We start from the raw sequence: 26,346 nt of genomic DNA, 5'->3' as shown, positions 1-26,346 counted from the left end.
TGGCGCATTCGTACGGCAGGCATTCGTAGGGCGGGTATCCACACACAGCGGGCACCCATGCAGCGGGCATCGTACGGCGAGTGTCCGCGGGGCGAGTGTCGCGGATGTGAACAGGCGTGTCGTATGGACGGCGTGTTTGCGCTTCAACGGCGCATCGATGCGCGCTGGGTTGGCGCGCTCGACCGCGCCACTTCCGATTCAGGCGAAGCGGCCGCCTTCCGTGCTCGGATCGCCTTGCTGGTCGTCTTCGTCGCGTGCGGCATCGACGCGCGGGCGCTTGAGCACGTTGCGCAACGGTGCTTCCACGCTGTCCGGTTTGCGCGCCGAGCCGGCATGGGAAGCCGCTTCGGCAGCGGCGACCCGCGCGACGGCTTCGGCTGCGGCGGCCGCTTCGAGTTCCTCGGCGGTGGCGGTGAGGGCGGCCAATAGGCCGGCCGGCAGCAAGGGTGCCGGGCCCGCGCCTGCGGCAGTGCCCAGCAAGTCGTCCGCATGTGGCACGGCCGCGCTTTCCGCCGGCGCAGCGGATTCGTCGCCACCGTGTGTTTGCAAGGCCTCCGGGAGTGCCGCCCGTGCGTTGCGCGTGCCGCGCGCGACCCGCTGCAGCGCCGCGTCGAGCGCGTCCGGCGCGCGCGGCGCGCGCAGCCGGTCGACGATGCTGGCCGCTTTCACCTGTTCGCTGGTCGCGTCGAAGCTCAATACCGCGCGCCGCATCAGTTCGCTGACGCTAATCCCCAGTTTTTCGGCCGTGGCGGCGATCGCGCGTTTCTGCGCGGTCGTGACGAATACGACGATGCGTTCGCTGGGCTTATTCATGGTCGGCTCGCATACTTGTTTGTTGGCATTGGCGAATCAAGGCGTGAATCTGGCCTACACCGTCGCGCGTGTCGGTGACGACCCCCGCGCCGAGTCCATCATATGACGAGTTGCGCCGATGCGGAACGGGCGCGACATGAAAATCCCGTGACATCAACGGGTTGTAGCGTTTCCGGCGGGCTTGTCCACAGGCCTTTCAACACTTTCTGTTGATAACCCCGGCAGGCGGCGCCCAGCGCTCGCGCGGCTGCCGCGATCCGCCGTAGTGACCCCGCGCGAAGGGAATTCTTACAAAAAAACTGTCTTGGACGTCGCTTGATTTCTTTAAAATGCGCTGTTACGTTGCGCCGGACGATGTCACAGGCGTGCCGTGCGGTCGCCCGGGGGCATAGGGCCGCGCGGTGTTTTGCGCCTCACGCGTTCAGTTACGCGCCCACTATTCCAGTCATGCCAATCATCAAACGACCGCCTTCTTCAAATTCTCCGGCTGGTGACGACCGGAACGCCTACCACCGCACTCCAGGACGCAACGCTGCTTCGCGCGACGCCGAGCCCGGCCGCCGTTCGATCGGCGCGAGCATCACGATCTGGTTCGTCAGTCTGCTGGCGACCGTCGCCGTGGTGGGCGCGCTGATTGTCGGTTACGCGCTCGTGGTGATGGCGCCGCAGCTGCCGTCGCTCGACGCACTCACCGACTATCGCCCGAAAGTGCCGCTGCGGGTATACACCGCGGATCACGTGTTGATCGGCGAATTCGGCGAGGAGCGGCGCAGCATCGTGCGCTTCCAGGACATTCCGGACCAGATGAAGAAGGCGGTGCTCGCGATCGAGGACTATCGCTTCTACGAGCACGGCGGCGTCGACTTCGTCGGCATTCTGCGCGCGGGCATTTCCGACATCACGCATGGCGGCGCCTCGCAGGGCGCGAGCACGATCACGATGCAGGTGGCGCGCAACTTCTTCCTCTCGAGCGAGAAGACGTATACGCGCAAGATTTACGAAATGATGCTGGCGTACAAGATCGAGCGCGCGCTGACCAAGGATCAGATCCTCGAGGTCTACATGAACCAGATTTATCTGGGCGAGCGCTCGTACGGTTTTGCCGCGGCCGCGCGCGTGTATTTCGGCAAGGATCTGAAAGACATCACGCTGGCTGAAGCGGCGATGCTGGCGGGCTTGCCGAAGGCGCCGTCCGCGTATAACCCGGTGGTCAATCCGAAGCGCGCGAAGATCCGTCAGGAATACATCCTGAAGCGCATGCTCGAGCTGAAATACATCAGCCAGGACCAGTACGACCAGGCCGTCAAGGAAGAGATTCACACCCGGAATCCGGGCAACGAATACAGCGTGCATGCCGAGTACATCGCCGAAATGGTTCGCCAGATGATGTACGCGCAGTACAAGGACGAAACCTATACGCGCGGCCTGAACGTCACCACCACGATCGATTCCGCCGACCAGGACGCGGCCTATCGCGCCGTGCGCAAGGGCGTGATGGATTACGAGCGGCGCCACGGCTATCGCGGACCGGAAGGCTTCGTGCAACTGCCCGCGGCGGGCGACGACCGCGATCAGACCATCGACGACGCACTCACCGATCACCCCGACAACGGCGAAATCATCGCCGCCGTGGTGACGGACGCGAATCCGAAGCAGGTGAAGGCGCAACTGGTCGACGGCAGCGAAGTGACGATCGGCGGCGACGGCCTGCGTTTCGCGGCCGGCGCATTGAGCGCACGCGCCGCGGCCGCCACGAAGATCAGGCCGGGCTCGATCGTGCGCCTCGTCGCCGACGACAAGGGCAACTGGCAGATCACGCAGCTTCCGCAAGTGGAAGGCGCGCTGGTTTCGCTGACGCCGCAGGACGGCGCGATTCGTGCGCTGGTGGGCGGTTTCGACTTCAACAAGAACAAGTTCAATCACGTCACGCAGGCGTGGCGTCAGCCGGGTTCGAGCTTCAAGCCGTTCATCTATTCGGCGGCGCTCAACAAGGGTCTCGGACCGGCCACGATCATCAACGACGCGCCGTTGTACTTCCCGCCGAGCACACCGGGTGGTGACGCATGGGAGCCGAAGGACGACGACCAGCCCGATGGTCCGATGCCGATGCGTCTCGCGCTGCAGAAATCGAAGAACCTGGTGTCGATCCGCATCCTGTCGTTCATCGGCACCAAGTACGCACAAGATTTCGTCACGCAGCGTTTTGGTTTCGACGCCGACAAGACCCCGCCGTATCTGCCCATGGCGCTTGGCGCCGGCCTCGTGACGCCGCTGCAATCGGCGGGCGCCTATTCGGTGTTCGCGAACGGCGGCTACCGCATCAATCCGTATCTGATCAACGAGGTGACGGACGCGCGCGGCCAGCCGCTTTCGAAAGCGCAGCCGTTGACCGCCGGCCAGGATGCGCCGCGTACGCTCGAACCGCGTAACGCATACATCATGAACAGCCTGCTGCATTCGGTGGCCACGGCCGGCACGGGGGCGGGCACCAACGCGCTGCATCGTTCGGACCTGCAGGGCAAGACGGGTACGACCAACGACGCGAAAGACGGCTGGTTCGCCGGTTATCAGCAATCGCTGGTGGCGGTGGCGTGGATGGGCTACGACCAGCCGAAGAGTCTCGGCAGCCGCGAGTTCGGTGCACAGCTCGCGTTGCCGATCTGGGTCGAGTACATGCAGCGCGCGCTGCGCGGCGTACCGCAAAGCGAGCCGGCGCAGCCGGACGGCGTAACCGCGGTCGACGGCGAACTGTTCTATGCGGACATGACGCCGGGCAATGGTTTCGTGGCCAGCATCGGTCTGGATTCGGCGAATCCGACCGCCGGTGTGAGCGACGCGGTGGGCGGCGTGGGGCCGGCGGGTATGACGCCACCGGCAGTGCCGCCACCGAACGTCTCGTCGAACGAAAAGAAGCAGATCATGGATCTGTTCGAGACGAACAAGCCCTGATGTCCGCGTTGCCTCAAGGGGACCGCCATTGGGGGGAGGGACTCGTTTCGGCGGGTTCGCCTTTGGGGGCGTAGCGATTGTGTGCGGCCTGCCTTGGGCCGCACACGCAAGTTTTCGAAAGGATAGGGGAAATCACCCTCTCGGCAGATTTTGTGCCGGCCGTCCACAGTGTGCTTTAATCACGCCGGCGGTGCTTTTATATTGGGTCCCGCACGGACGCTCGATTCCTAACCGGTTTCGGCTTCCGGCACTGCTGCGTTTCGCCGCGAGCGAAACGTTCATCTTCAAACGTCGCGCCGCGTGAGACCCGTTTGCCGCGCGCGCATGCCACTTCGCCCGTGGACAACCGTCAGGTTGCCGCGGCCGGCGTGTTTGTGACACAGCATCCACCGGGTCGTTGCCTCGTGAAAAGTCGAATCCTCATCTGTCTGATGACAGGTCTGCTGCGCGCGTTTGCTCTCCTGCCTTATGGCGTTGTCGCGCGCATCGGCACCGGCATCGGTGCGTTGCTGTACCGGATTCCCAGCGCGCGCCGGCGCGTCGTGCATACCAATCTGAAACTGTGTTTTCCCGACATGAGCGACGAGGCGCGCGAACGTCTCGCGCGCGCGCATTTCTGTCATGTGATCCGCAGCTATGTCGAACGCGGCCCGCAATGGTTCGGCAATGCGCAGGCTCTGGCGCGTCTTGTCGAAGTGGAGAGCGCGATCGATCTTTCCGACATGCAGGGACAGCCGACGATTTTTGTCGGCTTCCATTTTGTCGGTATCGAGGCGGGTTGCATGATGTATTCGACGCGGCACCCGGTTGCATCGCTGTACACGCCGATGTCGAATCTTTTGCTCGACGCGATGGCCAAGCGGCAGCGCGGGCGCTTCGGTACGGAGATGATCCCGCGTAGCGATAGCGTGCGGCGCGCGTTGCGTGTTCTGCGGGATGGCAAGCCGGTGATGCTGGCGGCCGATATGGATTTCGGGCTGCGGGATTCGGTGTTTGTGCCGTTCTTCGGCGTGCCGGCTTGCACGCTGACTTCCGTTTCGCGGATGGCGAAGGCGGGCAATGCGCGGGTTGTGCCGTTTGTGACTGAGGTCCTGCCGGACTATCGCGGCTATAAGCTGACTATCTTCGAAGCGCTAAGTGATTTTCCTTCGGATGATGTTTCTGTCGATGCGCGGCGGATTACTGAGTTTCTTGAGACGCAAGTGCGACGGATTCCTGATCAATATTATTGGGTGCATAAGAGGTTTAAGAATCGACCTGTGGGGGAGGCTGGGGTTTATTGAGGTTTTTTTGCGCGTAGCGCGGGTGGGTGGTTTTTTGCCTTCCCGGCGGTTTTTTTGTGCTTCTGGTTTTTGTGGTTTTCCTTGATTTGGTAGTGGTCTATTAGCGTTCGCCCCTGTGCGGGGCAGGCACTTACTTCTCTTTGCCGCCGCAAAGAGAAGTAAGCAAGAGAAAGCGGCTCACACCACTCCTGCTAAGCGGGGCCCGCAGCTCGCAACGGATAGTGGTGCATCTGGAATCTGTGTTCGTGCACCTGCTTGCGCGTGTGACAAGGGCGTCATGCTTCCGGCGGCGCTGCGCGCGCCGAAGCGTACTTCACCCCGCTACTCGCTTCAGGTGCCTTCGCTCCTGGCGTCTGCGTCCGATTTCGTTGCGCGCTCAAGCACTTATCCCAAATGTCCAGGCGTTATCAACAGGGCTTTCAACAAAATCTGTGGATAAGGCGTCCCTTCGCTATATACGCTTCCTCGCGTGCCGCGTAGTCGGACGTCCCTGCATTCGCCCGCACCGCATTCGACAAACCGATCCGCATCAAGCACTTACGCGTGAAGCCCCATGGTTATCAACAACCCTGTCAACATAAACTGGGGATAAGTCCCCAGCCATCAGTGCGGAATCCCAGGTTTAATTCGACGCGCTCACATTCGACGGGGCAACCGCCGGCATCGCCGCCGCTGCGGACGCCGCCGCGGACGCGGACGGCGTCGGCTCCAACGGCGGGTTGCCCATCGCCTGGAACAAGGCCGCGGTGTCCGTCAGCCGCGCGCTGGTATAGCGGATCTCATCGAGCTGCGCGTTGCGGAACTGCTGTTCGCTCGATCGTGTCGACGCGATCGGCAACGCGCCCAACCTGTAGCGCCCCGACGTTTCGTCAAAAATTCCCTGCGCGGAGCGCGCGGCAAGGTTCGCGGCGTCGAGCGACTGTGCGTCGTGCTGCAACGCTGCGAGCGTATCGGCAACGTTCTGGAACGCAGCCAGCACGGTCTGCTTGTATTGCGACACCGCGGCGTCATATGTGTCGACCGCCGCGCGGCGCTGCGCGAACAGGGCGCCGCCGTGAAACAGCGGTTGTGACAACGACGCGCCAAGGCTCCATATCGCGCCCGCGCCGGACAGCGCCACCGGCCAGCTAAAGCCGCCTTGTCCCATCGACGCACTCAGCGAGAGACTGGGGAACATCTGCGCCGTCGCGACGCCGACATCGGCCGCCGCGGCCTTCAAGGCGGCGTCCGCGGCCTGAATGTCGGGCCGGGTGCGCAGCAGCTCGGATGGCACCACGACCGGCACCTGTTCAGGCACATGCAGTTGCGCAAGGTCGAGGTCGTCCGGCGCCGCGTCCGGCGTGCGGCCAAGCAGCACCGCCAAGGCGTGGCGCGTCGTCAGCCATTGCTGCTTCAAGCCCGGCAAACTCGCGGACAGACTCGCCGCACTTTGTTGCGCGCTCAACTGATCGGCATGCGAGACCGCGCCCAGGGCGTAGCGCCGTTGCGTGTCGCGCGCCTGATCGTTGGCAATCGTCACGAGCCGCTCGGTCGTGTCGATCTGCGCACGCAACGCGGCGCTCGTGATCGCCGCCGTCACGATGTTGGCGGCCAGCGCGCGGCGCGCCGCGTCGAACTGATAGGCCTGTACGTTCACGCGAGCAGCGAGCGCGGCATCGGCGAGACGTGCGGCGCCGAACAGGTCGAACGTGTAGTGCGCCTGCAATTGACCGACGAAGACGTTGTACAGGAACGTATTCGGACCCGCCTCGGGGATAGCCAATGCGCGGTTGCGGGTGGCCTGGCCGCCCGCGTCGATGGTTGGCAGCATCGAACTGCCGATCTGGGCGCGCAGTTGCTCGCGCGCGGCCGCGAGGCTCTTGTCGGTGGCGGCGAGCGTCGGGCTGTTGCGCAAGCCTTCGTCGACCAGCGCGTCGAGTGCCTCCGATCGATACAGCTTCCACCATTCGGGCACAGGCTTGGCGCCGACCACGAATTGCTGGGTGACGCCTTGTGCGGGCACGGTTTGCGTCGGCTGCGCCTCGGCGCCATAGTGAGCCGGTTGCGGCATCGCGGGCGGCTCGCCGTTCGGGCCGAACGAGCAGGCGGCCAGCGCCAGCGCGGCGATGCCGGGAAGCGTGAGGCGCAGGTGTCGAGGGAATGCAAGGATAGCCATGATCTCAGTTCCCCGAATGCGTCGTGCCGGACGGCGCCGGCGGCTCGCGCTCGTCGTCGCGTACTCTGAACGACATGGCGTACAGGGCCGGTAGATAGAACAGCGTGAGGATGGTCGCGCTCGTAATGCCACCCATCAGCGCGGTCGCCATCGGCCCGAAGAAGTTAGAGCGCAGTAGCGGAATCAGCGCGAGCACGGCGGCCGCGGCGGTCAGCGTAATCGGCCGGAAGCGCCGCACCGTCGCGCCGACGATCGCGTCGAAGCGTTTATGTCCCGCGGCAATGTCCTGCTCGATCTGATCGACCAGAATCACCGAGTTGCGCATGATGATGCCGAACATGGCGATCACCCCGAGCATCGCGACAAAGCCGAACGGCTGGCCGAACAGCAACAGCGTGATGACCACGCCGATCAGGCCGAGCGGCGCCGTCAGCACCACCATCAGCACCCGCGCGAAACTCTGCAACTGGACCATCAGGAGCACCAGTACGGCGACGATCATGAGCGGCATCTGTGCGTTGATCGACGTTTGCCCCTTGCCGCTTTCCTCGACCGACCCGCCGATCTCGATCCGGTAGCCGACCGGCAGCGTGCCGCGAATCTGGCTGAGGGCTTTATCGACGGCATGCGTGACGTCGATCCCTTGCGCGCCTGCCGCGACGTCGGACTGCACGGTGATGGTGGGTTGCCGGTCGCGTTCCCAGATCACACCGTATTCAAGGTCGTTGCGCAGATGACCGAGCGTGCCGAGCGGCACCGGGCCGTTGGGCGTGGGCATCGCCAGCGTGACGAGCTTCGCGGGGTCGACGCGTTCCGCTTTGGGGGCGCGCAGATCGACGCTGATCAGCTTGTCGCGCTCGCGGTACTGCGTGACGGTGTAGCCGGAGAGCGTCATCGCGAGGAAGCTCGAGATGTCTTCGGAGCTCACGCCGAGTTCGCGTGCTTTCTTCTGATCGACCTCGAAACTCACCGAGCGCTCGGCGGGTTCGTCCCAGTCGAACTGGACGTTGCTGGTGCGGCGATCGGCGCGCATGGTCGCGGCGACGCGCTCGGCGATCGAACGCACGGTGGCGATGTCGTCGCCGCTCACGCGGAACTGCACGGGATAGCCGACCGGTGGGCCATTCTCGAGGCGCGACAGGCGTGTGCGGATCGCCGGAAAGTTGTTGCGCAATTCCGGTTCGAGCCATTGCGCGAGCTTCTCGCGATCTTTCACGGATTTCGCCGTGATCACGAACTGCGCGAAATTGGGCTGCGGCAATTGCTGATCGAGCGGCAGATAGAAACGCGGCGCACCGGTGCCGACAAAGTTCACCGTATGATCGATTTCCGGACGGCCCACCAGCGCTTTTTCGAGCCGCTCTGCCTGCCGTAGCGTCGCTTCGAACGACGCGCCTTCGGGCAGGCGAACATCCACCAGCAACTCGGGACGGTCCGAGCTCGGGAAGAACTGCTGCGGCACCATCGTGAAGCCTGCCATGGCCAGAATGAACAGCACGACGGTGATCGCCAGCACGACGAAACGCCGTTCGATGCACCAGCCGATCCAGCCGCGCAGCCGCGTGTAAAACCGGGTGTCGTAGATGTCGTGTTCGTGATCTTCCGCTTCGTGCGCCTGACGTTTGCGCTCCGGCAGCATGTGATAGCCGAGCAACGGAATCAGCACCACGGCGGCCAGCCACGACGCGATGAGCGCGATCGCCGACACTTCGAAAATCGAACGTGTGTATTCGCCGGTGCTCGACTTCGCCAAGGCAATCGGCAGGAAGCCGGAGACGGTCACGAGGGTTCCGGTCAGCATCGGGAACGCGGTGCTGGTGTACGCATAGGCGGCAGCGCGCGTGCGGGTCCAGCCTTGCTCCAGCTTCACCGACATCATTTCGACGGCGATGATCGCATCGTCGACCAATAGCCCCAAAGCGAGCACCAGCGTGCCCAGCGACACCTTGTGCAGACCGATGTCGAACAGATACATGCACAGCGCCGTGACGGCGAGCACAACCGGTATCGAGATCACGACCACCATGCCGGTGCGCACGCCCAGCGACAGCAGGCTGACCACCAGCACGATCGCGATCGCCTCGGCGACGGCCTCGAGAAAATCGTCCACCGAACGCGCCACCGCGTCCGGCATGCTCGACACTTCGACCAGGTGCAAACCGGCCGGCAGGTAGGCCCGCAGCTTGACCGTCTCCTTGTCGAGCGCCTTGCCCAGCCGAATCACGTCGCCGCCCGGCTGCATCGTCACGCCGATGCCGAGCACCGCCTTGCCGCCGGCGCGCATTTGCGTGGCGACCGGGTCGTCGTAGCCGCGCTTGATGGTCGCGATGTCGCCGAGACGGAACGAGCGGTTGTTGATGCGAATCAGCGTGTCGGCGAGCGCATTGACGTCCTTGAACTGGCCGGTGGGGCGCACGAACACGCGGTCGTCGGTGGTGGTCAGCGTGCCCGCAGGCGACACGCTGTTCTGCGAATTGATGGCCTGGCCGAGTTGCTGCGGCGAGATGCCGAGGCGCGTGAGTTGCGTGTTGGCGATCTCGATGTAGATGTGCTGGTCCGGATCGCCGAAATAGTCCACCTTGCCGACGCCCGGCACACGCAGCAGCACCGTGCGCAACTGGTCCGCGTAATCGTGCAGTTGCGCGGCTGAAAAGCCGTCGCCTTCGAGCGTCCAGATGTTGGTGTAGACGTCGCCGAATTCGTCGTTGAAGAACGGGCCTTGAATGCCCGGCGGCAAGGTCGCCGCGATATCGCCGACCTTCTTGCGCACCTGATACCAGGTTCCTGGCACGTCCTTGACCGGCGCCGAGTCTTTCATCGTGAAGAACATCTGCGATTCGCCGGGGCGTGAGTAGCTGCGCACGAAATCGATGGCGGGCGTTTCCTGCAGTTTGCGGCCGATGCGGTCGGTGACCTGCTCCTGCACCTGGCGTGCGGTCGCGCCGGGCCAGAAAGTGCGGATCACCATCACGCGGAACGTGAAGGGCGGGTCTTCGGATTGCGCGAGCCGGGTATAGGCGAGGATGCCGAACGCGGTGGCGAGCGCAATCAGGAAGACGACCAGCGCCTGATGGCGCAGCGCCCATGCGGACAGGTTGAAGCGTCCTTCTTCATGGGTGGTGCTCATGAAGCGAAGTCCTCGGGATGCAGCGGCGGGATCACTTGGACTTTTTGACCGGCGCTCACGGTATGCACGCCTTGCAGCACGACGCGTTCTCCGTCCTTGAGCCCCTGGCCGATCACGATCGTGCGCTCGTCATAGCGCGTGACGGTCACACGGCGCAGTTCCAACGCGTTATCCGCGGCACGCACGACCCACACGGCCGGCTGGGTGCCGTCGTGGAACAGGGCAGTGGCCGGCACGGTGAAGGCGCTGCTGTGGCTCGCGGGCGACGGTGCGGCGAGCGCGATGTCGGCGGTCATGCCGAGGCGCACGTCCGGGCCGGGATTGTCGAGCGTGAGTCTGGCGCGGTAAGTGCGGCTTTGCGGATCGGCGGCGGGCGACAGTTCGCGCACGCGCGCGTTGAAGCTGCGGCCCGGCAGTGCGGCCAGCGTGACCTGCGCGGTCTGCCCGACCGAGAGCGCGGCGAGCGCGCTTTCCGGCACGTCGCAGACCACGTCGATATCGCCGCTCCATGCGAGGTTGTAGACGGCTTGACCCGCCGACACATTCTGACCGGTATCGGCCTGTTCGGCGGTGATCACGCCGGCGTGATCGGCAATGAGCGTGGTGTACTGCAACTGGTCTTTCGACAACGCCGCCTGCTGCGCGGCCTGGTCGCGCTGCGCGGCGGCTGACGCGTAGGCATTGGTGGTCTGTTCGAGCTGCGCGGGCGCAATCAGGTTTTCTTTCGCCTGTGCCTGGTCGCGGTCGAGCTGCTGCTTCGCATAGATCAGACTATGTTGCGCGGCTTCGAGTTGAGCCTGCGCGCTGGCGGCATTCTTCTGCGCATCGGCCGGGTCCAACCGGGCGACGATCTGCCCGCTCTTGACGGTGTCGCCCAGGCGTACCCGCCGCTCGACGATCTTGCCGCCGACGCGAAACGACAGCGGAGTGGAGTAGCGCGCCTGCACTTCACCGGGCAACGATGCCGCAGCCGTCGCGCTGCCGTCCGCATGCACGGCGACGGCGACCACCGGACGCGGCGCGGGCGCGGCCGCTTCCTTCTTCGAACAGGCGGCCAGCGTGACGATGCCGGCGAGCGCGAGGGCGAATGCCGCACGGCGCAGGCGCGCGGAACGGGCATGCCGATGGGACTGCTGACGCATCGCGGACGATGCGGGAAGACCGGGACGCTTCACAATTACCCCAACTGGAGACAGCGAACGAACACGGCAAGCCGCAGCGGCCCGCCAGCGAAAACGCGTGGTCTGAAGCATGCAAAACATGCAGTCGGCATACGCGTCTGACTTCGAATGATTGGTTGCATTCTAATACACACCTGTATTTGAATGTTGGGGTGAATTGGAATTCTTTTAAGTGCTAGACTTGCGCTCATGAAACGGCAACGACTTACACGCGAGCAGAGCAAGGACCAGACGCGCGAGCGTCTGCTCGACGCTGGGCAAGCGATTTTTATGAAGAAAGGCTTTGTCGCGGCGAGTGTCGAAGACATCGCCGGGGCGGCGGGTTATACACGCGGCGCGTTCTATTCGAACTTCCGCAGCAAGAACGAGTTGTTCCTCGAACTACTGCGGCGCGACCACGAGACCATGCAGGCGGGCTTGCATGCCATCTTTGAGGACGCGGTTTCGCGCGAGGAGATGGAAGCACGCGTGCTGCGCTACTACAGCAACCTGCATCGCGAGAACAAGTGCTTCCTGATGTGGGTGGAAGCGAAGCTGCTCGCCGTGCGCGACGGCCGCTTCCGGATACGCTTCAACGCGTTCATGCACGAGAAGCTTGAACAGCTGGCCGCGTACATCCGCGAATTTTCGACGCGGGTCGGCACGCCGCTGCCGCTGCCGGCGGAGACGTTGGCGATGGGCTTGATGGGCTTGTGCGACGGCGTGCAGTTCTTCTACACGGTCGACCCGCAGAATGTGCCGTCGGAGATGGCCGAAACGGTACTGGCGGGGTTTTTCGCGCGCGTGGTGTTCGGGCGCGACGCGTAACAAGCAGGGCGCAATACGCAGTACGCGATACGAACGGCGAGTGCCGGCGAATCAGCTCGCCGGCAACTGCGCGCAGGCGTCCGCAACCGGCGTGGCGCAGACAAACGAATACTGCCCGCTATAGCGCAGGACTTCTTCGCCGACGTGCAGGACGACCTTGATGTCCGGGCACCGCTCGTAAGCGATGAAGGCCGAACAGGCCGCAGCGGACCAGCAAACCAGCGAAAACGCGATTTTTTCGAAAAGCTGAAAACGATGTGGCATAGCGATTGAATTCCTTTCGGACGCTATGTTACCAGCATCTAAGGGTTTATACCTACTCAATATCCGCAGCAAGCCTCGCCGTAGTGTTGCGAGCGCCTCAGGAACCTGACCGGATTGTCATGTTCGGGTCAGGGTTGGGACATGATCGGATCGATACAATCGAATCGTTGGGCAAATCCGCGCGCGCCTTGTCGCGCGGGTCGACACAGGCGGCAGCATTGCGCCGGCCCGGTTTTATCGAGGCAGGAGCCGTCCCATGAATCAATTGCAGTCGATGCGCGTATTCGTCAAGGTGGCCGATCTTGGCAGTTTTGTTCGGGCGGCTGGCGCGCTGGATCTGTCCACTGCCGTCGTCACGCGCCACGTCGCGGATCTGGAAGCGCGCCTTGGCACCCGGCTGCTCAATCGCACGACGCGCCGTCTCTCGCTGACCGAATCCGGTACGACTTATCTGGAGCGCGTGCGCCATATTCTCGACGACCTGGACGGTGTCGAGAACATGGTGGTGGCGCGCAATCACGAACCGGTCGGGACCCTGCGCATCGTCGCGCCGGTGGTGTTCGGGCTGCATAGCCTCGCGCCGGTGGTGCAGTCGTACGCCGAACGTTATCCGGACGTCATGCCTGACGTCACGCTGGCGGATCGTCACGTCGATCTGGTGGAAGAGGGGTTCGACGTCGGCATTCTGGTCGCGCGGCAGATGCGCAGCGCGAGCATCGTCACGCGGCGATTGACCACCGGCTATATGACGGTTTGCGCGACGCCCGCCTATCTGGCCCAGCACGGCACGCCGACCCGGCCGGAGGATCTGTTGAAGCATCCCTGTCTGAGCCGGCCCGCCGAGCAGGGCGGCGACGAGAAGGTGTTCACCGGACCACAGGGTGAAGTCCGCGTGAGGCCCACCAACGCGATTGCGGCGAACAACACCGAGATGCTGAGGCAGTTCGCCCTGCTGGGCATGGGCGTGGCGATTTTGCCGAGCTATCTGATCGGCCGCGATCTCGCGTCCGGGCGCCTTGTGCCGTTGCTCGGCGACTACCGTCTGCCGCAAATCGAAATCACGATTGCGTATCCGAGCCGCCTTCATTTGCCGGCGAAAGTGCGCACCTTTATCGATCATCTTGTCGCGCATTTCCAGCGTGCCGACGAGCACGCGAGCGATCCACGCGCGAGGATGCCGCGGCGCGCCGTGGCCGGTTCGCCGGCTTACGCCGACGACCTGCCGGTGTCCGCCCTGCCGGGCGACGCGGCGCGGCCGACGCTCCCGGTTTCACGTGCACGGATCGTGGCGTCGTCGCCGCTTTGACGAGGCGCGACACGCCGGTGTCTGAGGCTTAGCCTCGTGCCTTGGGGCGCCGCGAATATCAGTTGGCAGCGGGCTTCGGATCGAAGGGAAACGAACTCGGGGTCAAGCGCTGCTTTCCGCTCACGCCCCCAGACCTGGCCCATAGTTGCCGCCGACGAGGCGCGTAACCGACGCCACGTCGGCATAGTCCTGCTCCGGCAAACCGTCGAGCATCGACACGACTTCGTTGCTCGCGCCGGCTTCGCGCGCGGCGTCGACGAGCGCGTCCTTGTAGGTCGGGAAACGGACTTCGCGCAGAACGTCGGCGATCTGCAGATCAATCGATTCGCCGGGAATATCCGATGCCGTCATGCAAGCGCTCCAGGGATGCGGTTTTCAGGTTTGCAGGTGCTCGTTCTGGCCCGTGAAGCTTCGCTCCAGATGCCGCGACTTGGGCAGCGCGATGTGTTGCCATTGTTGCGGACGAGTGTCGTCCGTGGCCGCGACGTCCGGCGCCGCGGGGGCGACCGGTGCGGCATTGGCGCGTTCGGCAAGGCTATTGGCGGCGGTGCTGTCCGGCGCGGTATGAACCGGCGCGGCAAAACACGAGGCTGACAGCGTCACCATGGTCAACAGTGTCGAGGTTTTCATCGCCCGACCTCCTAAGCTCATGCGGCGCTGACAGTTGAGCAAGCGCTGCGTCGTCCCCGCGTCGTAAGGAAGGCGCAACCTACACGCGGCGTTGATCCAGGCGGGCGGCGTGCATTTACCATCTTAGATGCCAAAGCGCTGCGCCGCGCGCGCAAAAGAGACAAAACCTCATTGTAGATTTCACATCATGGCAGGAAAAAGGCAGCGCAGTCGCGAACGGTCGTGCCGGGTTCATGCTGCGGTGCGGCAGCAACGGATGCCTGAATCCGCGCGCAAGCCCCATTCCGCCCAATCCGCCTAGTGCGTCCAGTGCGTCCAGTGCGCCCGATCTGCCTGATGCAGCCCGGGACACTGGCTCGGCGACCCGGCACGAGCGGCCTTCTAGCGCAGCACGTCGAACCGCGTCCACGGCCATGACGGCCGGTCGCGCATATAGCCGTTGAGCCAGTTCCACTGTGGGTGGCGCTTCATGAACGCCTGGGCGTCGAACGGCCGGCCGCATGGGTGTCCCCAGCGCGCGGTGAACGCCATCTTGCGCGCCATCTCGCTGTCGACCACCTTGCCGTCGTTGGCGCCCCACGGATTGAACGGCCCTTGATCGGAACCGCCGAAGCGCGCGTCGTCCAGTTCCAGATGTCCGCAGATGGTGCGCGAGCACGGGTTGTCGTTACGGTCGAGATAAACGTCGTGATGGTCGGCGATCATCTCTTTCGCGAGTTCGGCGTCGATCTTGCCGTGATGCATTTCCTCGAGTTGCATGAAGCGCAAGCGGCGCGCGCCGTTCTTGCGCACGTCCGTATAGTCTTCGCCTTCGCCGATGCATTCCTGGTTGCGGATTTTCAGATCGGTGGCGGTGTTGTAGCCGCTATAGAAGCCATCTTTCGTACTCTCGAAACCGGAATAGTGCAGTCCCAGTTCGTAGCGCGCGATCTCGCCGGTCTTGGTGTCGCCGAGCAGCCAGCTGTTCGCGTAGCCGCCGTTGTTGGCGACGGCGAACATCTCGCACCATTCGCCGATGTTGTTGGCATACTGCGACGCGCGCCGCGACCGGTAGAACTCCGGCGCACCCGCTGCGTTGTAGCCGACGAAGTTGGAGATGGTGGTTTCGGTGACCATCAGGCCGGCTTCGGTGACCCAGAAATCGGTGAGGCTGGAAATGCAGCCCGGCAGGCCCTGCATCAGGATGCGGTTGCCGCGATCGGGCACGATGTCGAACACGACGTTGAACGCGTCGCCCGCAGCGTAGCGGTCCCACGAGTTGTGCGCCATCACGATGCCGCCGTCGCGGGTGGCGTTGCCGGTGGCGATGAAAGCGCTGCAGTGATGGCCGCGGCGTCCGCGCCACGGTTTCAGGCTGAGTTGCGGCCGCTGGGCCGCCGCGTGGCTCGGCCACCAGCTTTGCAGCAGATCCATGTAGCCGTTCCAGGCCAGCACTTCGGCGAACGGCAGCTTCGCGCCGTCGGCGATGCCCTGGATTTCGTCGGCGAATTCAGTGTCGAGCTTGTTGGCGAACTGGGACACGGCGGCTTCGACGAAGGTATCGAAGTCTTCACCGGTGTCCCATTTGGCCAGGTAGCGGGCGGTGCGAATCGCGTTCTGGATTTCAGTGGCGAGCAACTGGCCGTGCTGCTCGCCGCGATCGTACGGCTCGCCTTCGATATGCAGAAAAATCCAGCCCGCCTGGTCGCGGCGTACGGCATCGAGTGACGGTTCGCTCATCTTCGCTCCGATCGAAGGGCGGGCGTCTCGGTGCGCCCGTCATGGCGTAACGCGCGCTGCTCGCAAGCGCTGCAGCGGTTTCCCCATTGTAGAGAATCTGCCGCGCTTTGCACGGGATGAGACGGAAGCGTGAGTGAGGCGCCGCGCCATGCCGCGCGAGTTCGGGAGCATGACTCCGCGGTCGGCCGACCTGGTGCTCAAATGCCCCGGCGCTCAAACGCCCCGATCGGGAGCGGGCGTGCGCAAGTTTGCGCGCGGAACCCGGCGTGCCGAACCTAGCGCGTCGGATTCATGCGGAAGTACGCATCGAGCAACGAAGTCTTGTACACCACACCCGCCAGCTTCGGATCCTCCGCGCTTTCGACGACCGGCAAGCGCTCTCCCTGAAACGCCATGAAGTGCTGCAACGCAACGCCGAGCGGCATGTCCGGCGTGAGCACGTCGAAATGCGACTGCAGATAATCCGCGGCGGTTTTCGCGGACGTGTCGAGATTGTCGAGCAGATCGGAGGTGATGTCCTTGAGCGCGACCACGCCGAGAAACGCGCCGGACTCGTTGGCGACGTACAGATACTTCACCGGATATTCGAGGAACACGCGCGTCATGTCCTGCACGGTCGCATTCGGCGGCACGACGGTTTCGGCGGGACGGATCAGCTCGCGCATCTGCGTCGCGCGCAGACGGGTGCGCTCCTGTTCCTCCTGATTGCGGCGCAGCGTGATTTCGTACATGGACGTCTTGCCGATCGCGCGAGACACGAAATACGCGACCACGCACGACAGCATCAGCGGCAGCACCACCTGATAGCTGAGCGTCATTTCGAAGATCATCAGGATCGCCATCAGCGGCGCCTGTGTGGCGCCGGCCAGGAACGCGCCCATGCCGACCATCGCATAGGCGAACGGCGCCGAGGTGCCGTTCGGCCACAACGCATGCATGCCGAGGCCGAACAGCGAGCCGACCACAGCGCCGACGAAGAGCGTCGGCGTGAACACCCCGCCGATCGCGCCTGAACCCACGGTCGCGGACGTCGCGACGACTTTGAACACCAGCACGAGGACGAGTGCGCTCCATGTCCACGGCGAATGCAGAATGGAGTTGACCACGCTGTAGCCGTTGCCCCACACCTCGGGCGTCCACACCGACAGAATGCCGACGACCAGACCGCCCAACGCCAGCCGGATGGGCAGCGGCACGGGCAGCTTGCGAAAGTTCGCTTTCGAGAAGTCCATCAGCCGCAGAAACTGCGGCGCAGCCGCGCCGCACAGCAGTCCGAGCGCGACGAACAGCAGCACTTCGGCACCCGTCACCGGCGGAAACACCGGCATTTCGTACGGCGGCTTGTAGCCGGTGAACTCGCGCATCGTGATGTTGGCGACCACCGCCGACACCACCACGGGCCCGAAGCTCTCCATCACGATCGAGCCGAGCACGATTTCGGTGACGAAAAACGCGCCGGCAATCGGCGCGCTGTACGCGGCGGTAATCCCGGCCGCCGCACCGCACGCAACGAGCAGGCGCAGACGCGGCGGATCGAAATGCACCCAGCGGCCGATCAGGGAGGCGGCCAGCGCCGCCAGTTGCACCATCGGACCTTCGCGGCCGATCGAGCCGCCGCTCGAAATCGTGAATAGCGACGACACGCTGCGCCAGAAGCTCAGCTTGACCGGCACCACGCCGTCGCCGATGGCGACCGCTTCCATGTAGTCGATGTGATTGCACTTGTCGACGTGACGCTGCGCGATCAGCAGAAACGCACCGGCGATCAGGCCGCCTGCGGCGGGCAGCCACACGCGCACCGTCCACGGCAAGCTGCGCGCCATTTCGACGAAGCTGCCGGACTTGCCGACCACCGCCAGTTGCAGCAACGCAATGCCCTCGCGAAAGGCAATCGTCGCGAACGCGCCCGCGACGCCGACCACCACCGACCAGACCAGCATCGTATGGGCGTCGGACAGACGGAACAGGGTTTGGGCGCGGGTGCGCAGCTTCAGCAGGAATGAGAGCACGTCGGCAGGAGAGGGCGTGATGAGTGGATGGAATGCGCGTACGGTAACAGCATCGCGCCCGCTGTCGGAAGCGGGCGCGATGCGGAAGGCTCGCAAAGGAGGGCGGCGTGGATCAAGCAGCCGCCTTGTCGAGTTCCGGGTAGTGCCGGAAGATGCAGGCTTCGTTGTGCTCGATGCGCCGGTCGGACTGGAGATACGCGGCGATGTTCGGCCGCCCGATCACCAGGTCGTACAACGCCGCGAGGCGCGGATAGTGTTCGCCGAAACGCTTGAGCGCGCGCGGAAACGCGTACAGCAGACCGTCGATCAGCTGGAACATCGACAGGTCGACGTAAGTGAGCGCGTCGCCCACCATGAACGTGTCGCCGGCCGGGTTCTGTTTCAGCACGCGCTCGAAGTACGTCATGAACTTCGGAATCCGGTGGTCGATGAAGTCGTGCGCGCGCACTTTGGCCGCGTCTTTCTGGTCTTCGTAATACAACGCGCTGGCGAGCGGGTGATGCGTGTCGTGCGCTTCGGTCACCATGTCGGCGATCGTCAGCTGCAGTCCGTTGGCAACGTAGCGCAGGCTTTCAACCGATGGCGCGAGATTGAGCCTTGGGCCGAGGTAGAACAGGATGTTGGCGGTTTGCGCGATCACCAGATCGCCGTCCTTCAGAAACGGCGGCGCGAACGGCGGATGGGGTTCGTTCCTGCTCTTCATCAGCGCCATCATCGCGTTCGTGCCAAGGCCCTCGGACGACTCGCCGCGCGCCACTTCCACATAGTCCGCGCCGGCTTCTTCCAGCGCCAGCCGCACGAATTCTCCGCGGCCTTGCAGGCCGTCCCAATAGTAAAGTTCCAGGCTCATCGATCAGTCCTCATTCCGGTTGCATGAACGGGTTGGCGTGAACGGGCAACGTCGGCAACCAGTATGCCGCGCATGAGTGACAGATGGTTCTCCTGAACGCACAAAACCCCGCACGCGGCGGGGTTGGCGGGGAGGCGGGGCGGTTTAGCCGAACAGGCGCTGGACAGTCCATGTGATACCCAGTCCGCCGGCGATCAACCACACATACAGGATGAAGCCGGTGGTCAATGCGCGAGGGCCGGCCTGACGGATCTGCGCGATGCGGGTTTCGATACCGAGCGCGGTCATGGCCATGGTGAGCGCGAAGGTGTCGAGCATGTTCAGCGTGCTGGTCGCGCTTTCGGGCAGAACGTGCAGCGAGTTGATCACGACGAAGGCGAGGAATCCGAGCGCGAACCAGGGAATCGCCAGCTTGCGCGGCGCGCGTTGCTTGCCGTCTTCGGCCGACGCGGAGGCGGCTGCGCTGCGTGCCGGGCGGTTCACCCACATGCCGACGACCAGCAGCACCGGCACCAGCAGCATCACGCGGGTCATCTTGACGATGGTCGCGATGTGGGCCGCTTCCGGGCTCACGTTGCTGGCCGCGCCGACCACCTGCGCCACTTCGTGAATCGTGCCGCCGAAGAACAGGCCCGCGCCGACCGTGTCGAGATGCAGCCAGCCCGCCTTGAACAGCACCGGGTAAAGGAACATCGAGAGGGTGCCGAACAGCACCACGCTGCCCACCGCCATCGCACTCTTATGCGGCTTGGACTGCAGCGTCGACTCGAACGCGAGCACGGCGGCCGCGCCGCAGATCGCGCTGCCCGCCGCGGTGAGCAGCGCCGTGTCGCGGTCGAGCTTCATGATTTTCATGCCGGCCCACGTGCCGATTGCCAGCGTGCTCACGACGATCAGCACCGATTCGGCGAGACCGGGCAAGCCGACCTGCGCGATTTCCTGCAGGCTGACGCGCAGTCCGAAAAACGCCACGGCGATGCGCAGGAGTTTGCGCGCCGAGAAGTTGACGCCGGCTGCCCAGCTTTCGGGCATGCCGTCGCGCAACGCGTTGCCGTAAATGGCGCCCGCCACGATGCCGACGATCAGCGGGCTCAGGCCTAGGCCGGCGATGGCCGGAATCGAAGCGATGCGGGTCACGGCCGCGGCGAACAGCGCGACGAACAGAATGCCGTTGAGCTGGCCACGGGTGGATGACCCGGCGGGTGCGGCAGAAGCGGTGAGATGAGCGGTGGACATGGCGTAGCGCCTTCCTATGACTGTCTTGATTCGATAGGCCTAATCCTAAATTAGATATATCGATATGAAAAATCGTGATTTAGAATGTGAAGTATCAGAATCACGGATACTTTAAGTGCCATGACCCCGGATCAACTTATAACGTTTGCCGCCGTCGCCGAGCATCGCAACATCAGCCGGGCGGCTGTGGCGCTGCATTTGTCGCAGCCGGCCGTGTCCGGACAATTGCGGCAGTTGCAGGACGAATTCGGCGAGCCGCTTTACCTGCGCGACGGGCGCGGCGTACGCCTGACCCCTGCCGGCGAGCAACTCGCCAGCTATGCGACCCGGCTGCGCGATACGTGGCGGCAGGCGCATGCGTATCGCGACGCGCTGCGCGGCCTCGAGCAAGGCACCTTGCGCATCGGTGCAAGCACCACGCCGGCAAGTTATCTGCTGCCGTACCTGATCGCCGATTTTCATCGGCGCTATCCCGACGTGACGCTGCATACCGCCGACGGCAACACCACGGAGATCGTCGGCGCGCTCGGCTCGGTGGATATCGCGATGATCGAAGGACCGGTCGGCTCGGATCTGCCGCCGGACACCGCAGTGCACGCGTGGCGCGAGGACGAGATCGTTGCGATCATGCCGCGCACGCATCCGCTGGCGGTGGCGCTGGCGAAGACGCATGGCGCGGGCACGGCAGAGCGCGGCGCGGCCATCAACGGCTGGCGGGCGGAACTGGCGGCGTTCGGCTCGCATCCGCTGGTGTTGCGCGAAGCCGGGTCGGGCGTGCGGCAGATCGTCGAGCGAGCCTTTGCCCGGGCGGGCGTGCCGATGCGCGTCGCGCTGGAGATCGCCGGGGTCGAAGGCGTCAAGGAGGCGGTGCGCGCAGGCATGGGCATCGGTTTCGTCTCGGCGATGTCGATGCGGCATGAGGACGGCGCGCTGTGCCTGTTTTCGTTGAGCCCGGAGCCGCTGACGCGGCGGCTGTCGATTCTGGTGCCTCACGCGAGCGCGTCGTCGCGGGTGGTCGAACAGTTCCTTGCGCTGTGCCTTGCGGATGGGCCTTGAATCACGCGAGTCCGTCTATGGATGCACGCTATGGCGGGTCCGCAGGGCTCGAATGCTCACGGCGAGCGGCGAGACGCACCGGACCTCGAACGGAGCACGTTGCGCGTCGCAACAGCCACCTGTGCCAGGCTCGCCTGGGGATTTCCACTATGGTGCATGACGCCGCCCCCGGCGCACTATTCGGGCATCGCAAGCGCCTCGGCGCTTTTTTTCGAAACACATTTGGAACCGGTTCCAAATGCGGATCATGAGACAGATTTGAGTAAATTCGACATGACTGACGCAGTGAACGTGGTGATCGTCGCAAGCGCATTCGGGATGGACGCGGTTCGCACGCACGGCCATCTGAAGTGGGCCGTCGCGAGCAAACAGGCCGGCGCCACGGGTTTCGAAGTGCGTCGCGAGCTGTTCGCGGATGAAGCCGACGCCGCACCGCAGGCGTTGCACACGCTCGGCCAACAGATTGCGGAACTCGGGCTATGGTCGGTCTACTCGACGCCCGCGTCGCTGTACGCGACGGACGGCAAGCTTGACGCCGACGCACTGCGCGTCTCGATCGAAGAAGCGGTCGCCCTGGGCGCGCGCTTCGTGAAGCTTCAACTCGGCGGGTTTGTCACTGAGGCCAACGCCGCGGTGATCGCCGATTGCATGCGCTGCGCGGACGTACGGCTCGTCGTCGAAAACGGCCAGCTGGCTGAAGGCGGGTCGCTCGAACAATTCACCGGGCTGTTCGACGCGTTGGCGCGCGAAGGCCACGCCGGCCTGCTCGGCATGACCTTCGATATCGGCAACTGGACCTGGCGCGATGTCGCGCCGCTCGATGCCGCCGGGCCGTTGGCTGCGCATGTCGAGTACATCCATTGCAAGACGGTGGTGGGCGAGGGCGCACGGCGCTTTCCCGCCGCGCCGTGCGCCGGCGACACGCAGTTCGCCGCAGTGCTCGACAAGCTGCCGCGCCACGTGCCGCGCGGCATTGAATTTCCGTTCGATGCAAACCGTATCGACGGGGACGCGGCGCACTACGTCGCGTGGCTGGCCGCCGCGTAAGCGGCGCGCAGGACCTGAGAAGAGCGGTACTCGAAAAACGCCCGGCAAAAAGCGTGTAGGGAGAAGGACACGCGGTACGAACGGGCGCATGCGTAGAGAAGCGTAGGCAAGGCAGATCAAGTAAAGAAGTGCACGAAAGGCACCGTACGCAAAGCAGTACTCGCAGAGCAGCACACGCAAAGCAGCACACGCAAAGCAGCACACGCAAAGCAGCACACGCAAAAAACACGCAGCAAACAGGAACCCGCAGGAGCGAAGCATGAGCAACACAAACGCAGCACTCGACGTCATCACCTACGGCGAAGCGATGGCCATGTTCGTGGCCGCCGAAACCGGCGCGCTTGCCGGCGTCGGGCAGTTCACCAAGCGCGTCGCGGGCGCCGATCTGAATGTGGCGATCGGCCTGTCGCGATTGGGGTTCAAGGTGGGCTGGATGAGCCGCGTCGGCAACGATTCGTTCGGCCAGTACGTGCGCGACACGCTGACGAAAGAAGGCATCGACCAGCGCTGCGTGACCACCGACGAGCGCTACCCGACCGGTTTCCAGCTGAAGTCGAAAAGCGACGACGGCAGCGATCCGGCCATCGAGTACTTTCGTAAAGGCTCGGCGGCGAGCCACCTGTCGCTGGCCGACTACGCAGCCGATTACGTGCTGCCCGCGCGTCACTTGCATCTGACGGGCGTGGCGCCGGCGATCTCGGCCAGCTCGTGCGAACTCGCATTCCATCTGGCGCGCGAAATGCGTGCCGCCGGCAAGACCATTTCGTTCGACCCGAATCTGCGTCCGACGCTGTGGCCCTCGCGTGCCGCAATGGTCGAAGGCTTGAATGCGCTCGCGGCACTGGCCGACTGGGTGCTGCCCGGCATCGGCGAAGGCGGGATTCTGACCGGCTACACGCAGCCGGACGACATCGCACAGTTCTATCTCGACCAGGGCGCGCGCGGCGTGATCATCAAGCTCGGCGCAGAAGGCGCGTACTTCCGCACCGCCGACGATGCCGCTGTGATCGCCGGCCAACCGGTCGCGAAGGTGGTGGACACGGTCGGCGCGGGCGACGGCTTCGCCGTCGGCGTGGTCAGTGCGCTGCTCGAAGGCAAGACACTGCCGCAAGCGGTTGCGCGCGGCAACCGCATCGGCGCACTGGCGATCCAGGTGATCGGCGATTCGGAGGGCCTGCCGAGCCGTGCCGACCTCGACGCGCTCGAACTCGCCGACCTGCCGCACGTCGCAACGGCGGCCTGAACGCGTGTACGGCACGCACGATTCCGCAGTCAGCATATCCAGCACGGACAACACAGACAGCACAGACAGCACAGACAGCACAGACAGCACAGACAGCACAGACAGCACAGACAGCACAGACAGCACAGACAGCACAGACAGCACAGACAGCACAGACAGCACAGACAGCACAGACAGTATTAGCTCGCTCGATAACAGCAAGAGCGCTCGAACAGCGCCGCATGACCGCCCATCATTGCTCCGGGAGACCGTCAGCAACTATCTTGCATGGGACCGGAGTAAGCGCTTTGCACCAACTCTGGTCGACAGCTTTGCATGGGATCGGACTAAGCGCTAAAGCGCTAACTCTGGCCGACAGCTAAAGCGCCAACTCTGGCCGACAAAGGAGACTTTTATGACTTCATCGCTTGCGATTCGCCGTTGGTGGACGATCATGCCGATCGTATTCATCACGTACAGCCTCGCTTATCTCGACCGCGCGAACTTCGGTTTTGCGTCCGCCGCCGGCATCAACCAGGATCTCGGCATCAGTAAGGGCCTGTCGTCGCTGATCGGCGCGTTGTTCTTCCTCGGTTATTTCTTTTTCCAGATTCCCGGCGCGATCTACGCGGAACGCCGCAGCGTGAAAAAGCTCGTGTTCTGGAGCCTGATCCTGTGGGGTGGGTGCGCGGCGCTGACCGGCATGGTCAGCAATATTCCCTCGCTAATGGTGATCCGCTTCGTGCTTGGCGTCGTCGAGGCCGCAGTGATGCCGGCGATGCTGATTTTCATCAGCAACTGGTTCACGAAGCGCGAGCGCTCACGGGCCAACACCTTCCTGATTCTCGGCAACCCGGTGACGGTGCTGTGGATGTCGGTGGTATCCGGCTATCTGGTGCACTCGTTCGGCTGGCGCCACATGTTTATCGCCGAAGGCGCGCCCGCGATTCTCTGGGCGGTGTGCTGGTGGTTCATCGTGCAGGACAAGCCGCAGCAGGTATCGTGGCTCACGCAGCAGCAGAAGGACGATCTCGCCGAAACGCTGCGCGCCGAACAGGCCGCGATCAAGCCGGTGCGCAACTACAGCGAGGCGTTCCGCACGCCCGCGGTCGTCAAGCTGTGCGCGCAGTATTTCTGCTGGAGCATCGGTGTGTACGGTTTCGTGCTGTGGCTGCCGTCCATTCTGAAGAACGGCTCGACGCTCGGCATGGTCGAAACCGGCTGGCTCTCGGCGCTGCCGTATCTGGCCGCAACGATCGCCATGCTTGCGGCTTCTTGGGCATCGGATAAACTCAACCGCCGCAAAGTGTTCGTGTGGCCGTTCCTGCTGGTCGGCGCGATCGCGTTCGCCGCGTCGTACGCGCTCGGCTCCACGCACTTCTGGGTGTCGTACGCGCTGCTGGTGATTGCCGGCGCGGCGATGTACGCGCCGTATGGGCCGTTCTTCGCGATCGTGCCGGAACTGCTGCCGAAGAACGTCGCAGGCGGCGCGATGGCGCTGATCAACAGCATGGGCGCGCTCGGCTCGTTCGTCGGCTCGTACGTGGTCGGCTATCTGAATGGCGCGACCGGCTCGCCCGCGGCATCCTACGCGTTCATGAGCGTGGCGCTGATCGCCGCGGTGATTCTGACGTTGATTGTCAAACCGCAGCCTCAGGCCGAGCCGCTGACCAAGACCGGCACGCTCGCTACACCGATGCAAGGAAAATGAATTGATGAAGAAGATCGTCGCCTGGAAATCGCTGCCCGAGGATGTGCTCGCGTATCTGCAACGGCATGCGGACGTCGTGCAGGTCGATCCCGCGCAGCATGACACGTTCGCCGCCGCATTGAAGGACGCGGACGGCGGCATCGGTTCGAGCGTGAAAATCACACCGGCGATGCTGGAAGGCGCGAACCGGCTGAAGGCGTTGTCGACCATCTCGGTGGGCTTCGACCAGTTCGACGTCGCCGATCTCACGCGCCGCGGTATCGTGCTCGCTCACACGCCGGACGTGCTGACCGAGTCCACGGCGGATACGGTGTTCTCGCTGATCCTCGCCTCGGCGCGGCGCGTGGTCGAGCTCGCGGAGTGGGTGAGGGCGGGCCAGTGGAAGCACAGCATCGGACCGGCCCATTTCGGCGTCGACGTGCAGGGCAAGACGCTCGGCATCGTCGGGCTGGGACGGATTGGCGGCGCGGTGGCGCGGCGCGCGGCGCTCGGCTTCAACATGAAGGTGCTGTACACGAACCGCAGCGCGAACGCGCAGGCGGAGCAGGCGTACGGCGCGCGCCGCGTCGAGCTGGCGGAACTGCTCGACACCTCGGACTTCGTGTGCTTGCAAGTGCCGCTCACGCCTGAGACAAAGCACCTGATCGGCGCAGCCGAACTCAAGTCGATGAAGAAGAGCGCGATCCTGATCAACGCCTCGCGCGGCGCGACTGTCGACGAAAAGGCGCTGATCGAAGCGCTGCAAGACGGCACGATTCGCGGCGCGGGTCTGGACGTGTTCGAGACCGAACCGCTGCCGGCCGACTCGCCGCTGCTGAAGCTGGCCAATGTAGTCGCGCTGCCGCATATCGGTTCGGCGACGCACGAGACCCGTCACGCGATGGCGCGCAATGCGGCGGAAAACCTCGTCGCCGCGCTCGACGGGACGCTGAAAGCGAACATCGTCAACCGCGAGGTGCTGGCAAAATGAGCCTATTCCGA

The 26,346-nt window shown here is 64.2% G+C and carries 20 protein-coding genes; 9 read left to right on the top strand and 11 right to left on the bottom strand.

Annotated features, from left to right (window positions below):
• Nucleotides 1–198: 198 nt before the first annotated feature.
• Nucleotides 199–813, bottom strand: coding sequence for a hypothetical protein (locus DSC91_RS16885; RefSeq protein ID WP_115780019.1), 615 nt, complete (start codon nt 811–813; stop codon nt 199–201).
• A gap of 447 nt (nt 814–1,260) precedes the next feature.
• Here DSC91_RS16885 and DSC91_RS16880 point away from each other — a divergent pair, with 447 nt between their 5' ends.
• Nucleotides 1,261–3,762: a penicillin-binding protein 1A gene (locus DSC91_RS16880; RefSeq protein ID WP_115780018.1), complete on the top strand. Its 2,502-nt coding sequence runs from the start codon at nt 1,261–1,263 to the stop codon at nt 3,760–3,762.
• Between the two features lie 404 nt (nt 3,763–4,166).
• Nucleotides 4,167–5,045, top strand: coding sequence for a lipid A biosynthesis lauroyl acyltransferase (locus tag DSC91_RS16875; protein ID WP_115783303.1), 879 nt, complete (start codon nt 4,167–4,169; stop codon nt 5,043–5,045).
• Between the two features lie 622 nt (nt 5,046–5,667).
• On the opposite strand, the gene DSC91_RS16870 is transcribed toward DSC91_RS16875, so the two are convergent.
• The 3 genes from DSC91_RS16870 to DSC91_RS16860 are packed head-to-tail and all read right to left on the bottom strand — an operon-like array spanning nt 5,668 to nt 11,469.
• The gene (locus DSC91_RS16870) at nt 5,668–7,200 is read right to left on the bottom strand and encodes an efflux transporter outer membrane subunit (protein WP_115780017.1); all 1,533 of its coding nucleotides are present in this window, start codon (nt 7,198–7,200) and stop codon (nt 5,668–5,670) included.
• Nucleotides 7,201–7,204: 4 nt separating this feature from the next.
• A complete protein-coding gene (locus DSC91_RS16865; protein WP_115780016.1) occupies nt 7,205–10,327 on the bottom strand; it encodes an efflux RND transporter permease subunit in 3,123 nt (1,040 codons plus the stop codon).
• The gene (locus DSC91_RS16860) at nt 10,324–11,469 is read right to left on the bottom strand and encodes an efflux RND transporter periplasmic adaptor subunit (protein WP_115780015.1); all 1,146 of its coding nucleotides are present in this window, start codon (nt 11,467–11,469) and stop codon (nt 10,324–10,326) included. The genes DSC91_RS16865 and DSC91_RS16860 overlap by 4 nt, the downstream gene beginning before the upstream one ends.
• A 228-nt stretch (nt 11,470–11,697) precedes the next feature.
• Between DSC91_RS16860 and DSC91_RS16855 the strand changes: the two genes are divergently transcribed.
• Nucleotides 11,698–12,315 carry a TetR/AcrR family transcriptional regulator gene (locus DSC91_RS16855; protein WP_115780014.1) on the top strand — a complete coding sequence of 206 codons (618 nt, stop codon included), beginning with the start codon at nt 11,698–11,700 and terminating at the stop codon, nt 12,313–12,315.
• A 51-nt stretch (nt 12,316–12,366) separates the two neighbouring features.
• Here DSC91_RS16855 and DSC91_RS16850 read toward each other — a convergent pair whose 3' ends face one another.
• The gene (locus DSC91_RS16850) at nt 12,367–12,579 is read right to left on the bottom strand and encodes a hypothetical protein (protein ID WP_115780013.1); all 213 of its coding nucleotides are present in this window, start codon (nt 12,577–12,579) and stop codon (nt 12,367–12,369) included.
• A 256-nt stretch (nt 12,580–12,835) separates the two neighbouring features.
• Between DSC91_RS16850 and DSC91_RS16845 the strand changes: the two genes are divergently transcribed.
• Nucleotides 12,836–13,885, top strand: a complete 1,050-nt coding sequence (locus tag DSC91_RS16845) for a LysR family transcriptional regulator (protein ID WP_115780012.1) — start codon at nt 12,836–12,838, stop codon at nt 13,883–13,885.
• A gap of 120 nt (nt 13,886–14,005) precedes the next feature.
• Here DSC91_RS16845 and DSC91_RS16840 read toward each other — a convergent pair whose 3' ends face one another.
• The 6 genes from DSC91_RS16840 to DSC91_RS16815 form a co-directional block, all read right to left on the bottom strand.
• Nucleotides 14,006–14,236 (bottom strand): DUF2795 domain-containing protein, encoded by a 231-nt coding sequence (locus DSC91_RS16840; protein ID WP_054039557.1) that lies wholly within the window; start codon nt 14,234–14,236, stop codon nt 14,006–14,008.
• Nucleotides 14,237–14,260: 24 nt separating this feature from the next.
• Complete coding sequence (locus tag DSC91_RS16835) at nt 14,261–14,515, bottom strand: hypothetical protein (RefSeq protein WP_115780011.1); 255 nt, start codon at nt 14,513–14,515, stop codon at nt 14,261–14,263.
• A gap of 381 nt (nt 14,516–14,896) precedes the next feature.
• The gene (locus DSC91_RS16830; protein WP_115780010.1) at nt 14,897–16,234 is read right to left on the bottom strand and encodes a C45 family autoproteolytic acyltransferase/hydrolase; all 1,338 of its coding nucleotides are present in this window, start codon (nt 16,232–16,234) and stop codon (nt 14,897–14,899) included.
• 275 nt (nt 16,235–16,509) lie between these two features.
• Nucleotides 16,510–18,243 (bottom strand): ClcB-like voltage-gated chloride channel protein, encoded by a 1,734-nt coding sequence (locus DSC91_RS16825; protein WP_115783302.1) that lies wholly within the window; start codon nt 18,241–18,243, stop codon nt 16,510–16,512.
• A gap of 112 nt (nt 18,244–18,355) precedes the next feature.
• On the bottom strand, nt 18,356–19,093 hold the full coding sequence (locus DSC91_RS16820) for a glutathione S-transferase (protein ID WP_115780009.1): 738 nt from the start codon (nt 19,091–19,093) through the stop codon (nt 18,356–18,358).
• 144 nt (nt 19,094–19,237) lie between these two features.
• Nucleotides 19,238–20,329 (bottom strand): YeiH family protein, encoded by a 1,092-nt coding sequence (locus DSC91_RS16815; RefSeq protein ID WP_115780008.1) that lies wholly within the window; start codon nt 20,327–20,329, stop codon nt 19,238–19,240.
• A gap of 120 nt (nt 20,330–20,449) precedes the next feature.
• On the opposite strand from DSC91_RS16815, the gene DSC91_RS16810 reads away from it, so the two are divergent.
• The 5 genes from DSC91_RS16810 (at nt 20,450) to DSC91_RS16785 (ending at nt 26,335) form a co-directional block, all read left to right on the top strand.
• A complete protein-coding gene (locus tag DSC91_RS16810) occupies nt 20,450–21,385 on the top strand; it encodes a LysR family transcriptional regulator (protein ID WP_115780007.1) in 936 nt (311 codons plus the stop codon).
• 273 nt (nt 21,386–21,658) lie between these two features.
• Complete coding sequence (locus DSC91_RS16805; protein WP_115783301.1) at nt 21,659–22,432, top strand: sugar phosphate isomerase/epimerase family protein; 774 nt, start codon at nt 21,659–21,661, stop codon at nt 22,430–22,432.
• A gap of 259 nt (nt 22,433–22,691) precedes the next feature.
• A complete protein-coding gene (locus DSC91_RS16800) occupies nt 22,692–23,675 on the top strand; it encodes a sugar kinase (RefSeq protein ID WP_115780006.1) in 984 nt (327 codons plus the stop codon).
• Nucleotides 23,676–24,069: 394 nt separating this feature from the next.
• A complete protein-coding gene (locus tag DSC91_RS16790; RefSeq protein ID WP_115780005.1) occupies nt 24,070–25,365 on the top strand; it encodes an MFS transporter in 1,296 nt (431 codons plus the stop codon).
• Nucleotides 25,366–25,369: 4 nt separating this feature from the next.
• The gene (locus DSC91_RS16785) at nt 25,370–26,335 is read left to right on the top strand and encodes a 2-hydroxyacid dehydrogenase (RefSeq protein WP_115783300.1); all 966 of its coding nucleotides are present in this window, start codon (nt 25,370–25,372) and stop codon (nt 26,333–26,335) included.
• Nucleotides 26,336–26,346 lie beyond the last annotated feature (11 nt).

Source organism: Paraburkholderia caffeinilytica, from assembly GCF_003368325.1.
GTDB classification, from domain to species: Bacteria; Pseudomonadota; Gammaproteobacteria; order Burkholderiales; family Burkholderiaceae; genus Paraburkholderia; species Paraburkholderia caffeinilytica.
This window is presented reverse-complemented; position numbering and strand designations above follow the sequence as displayed.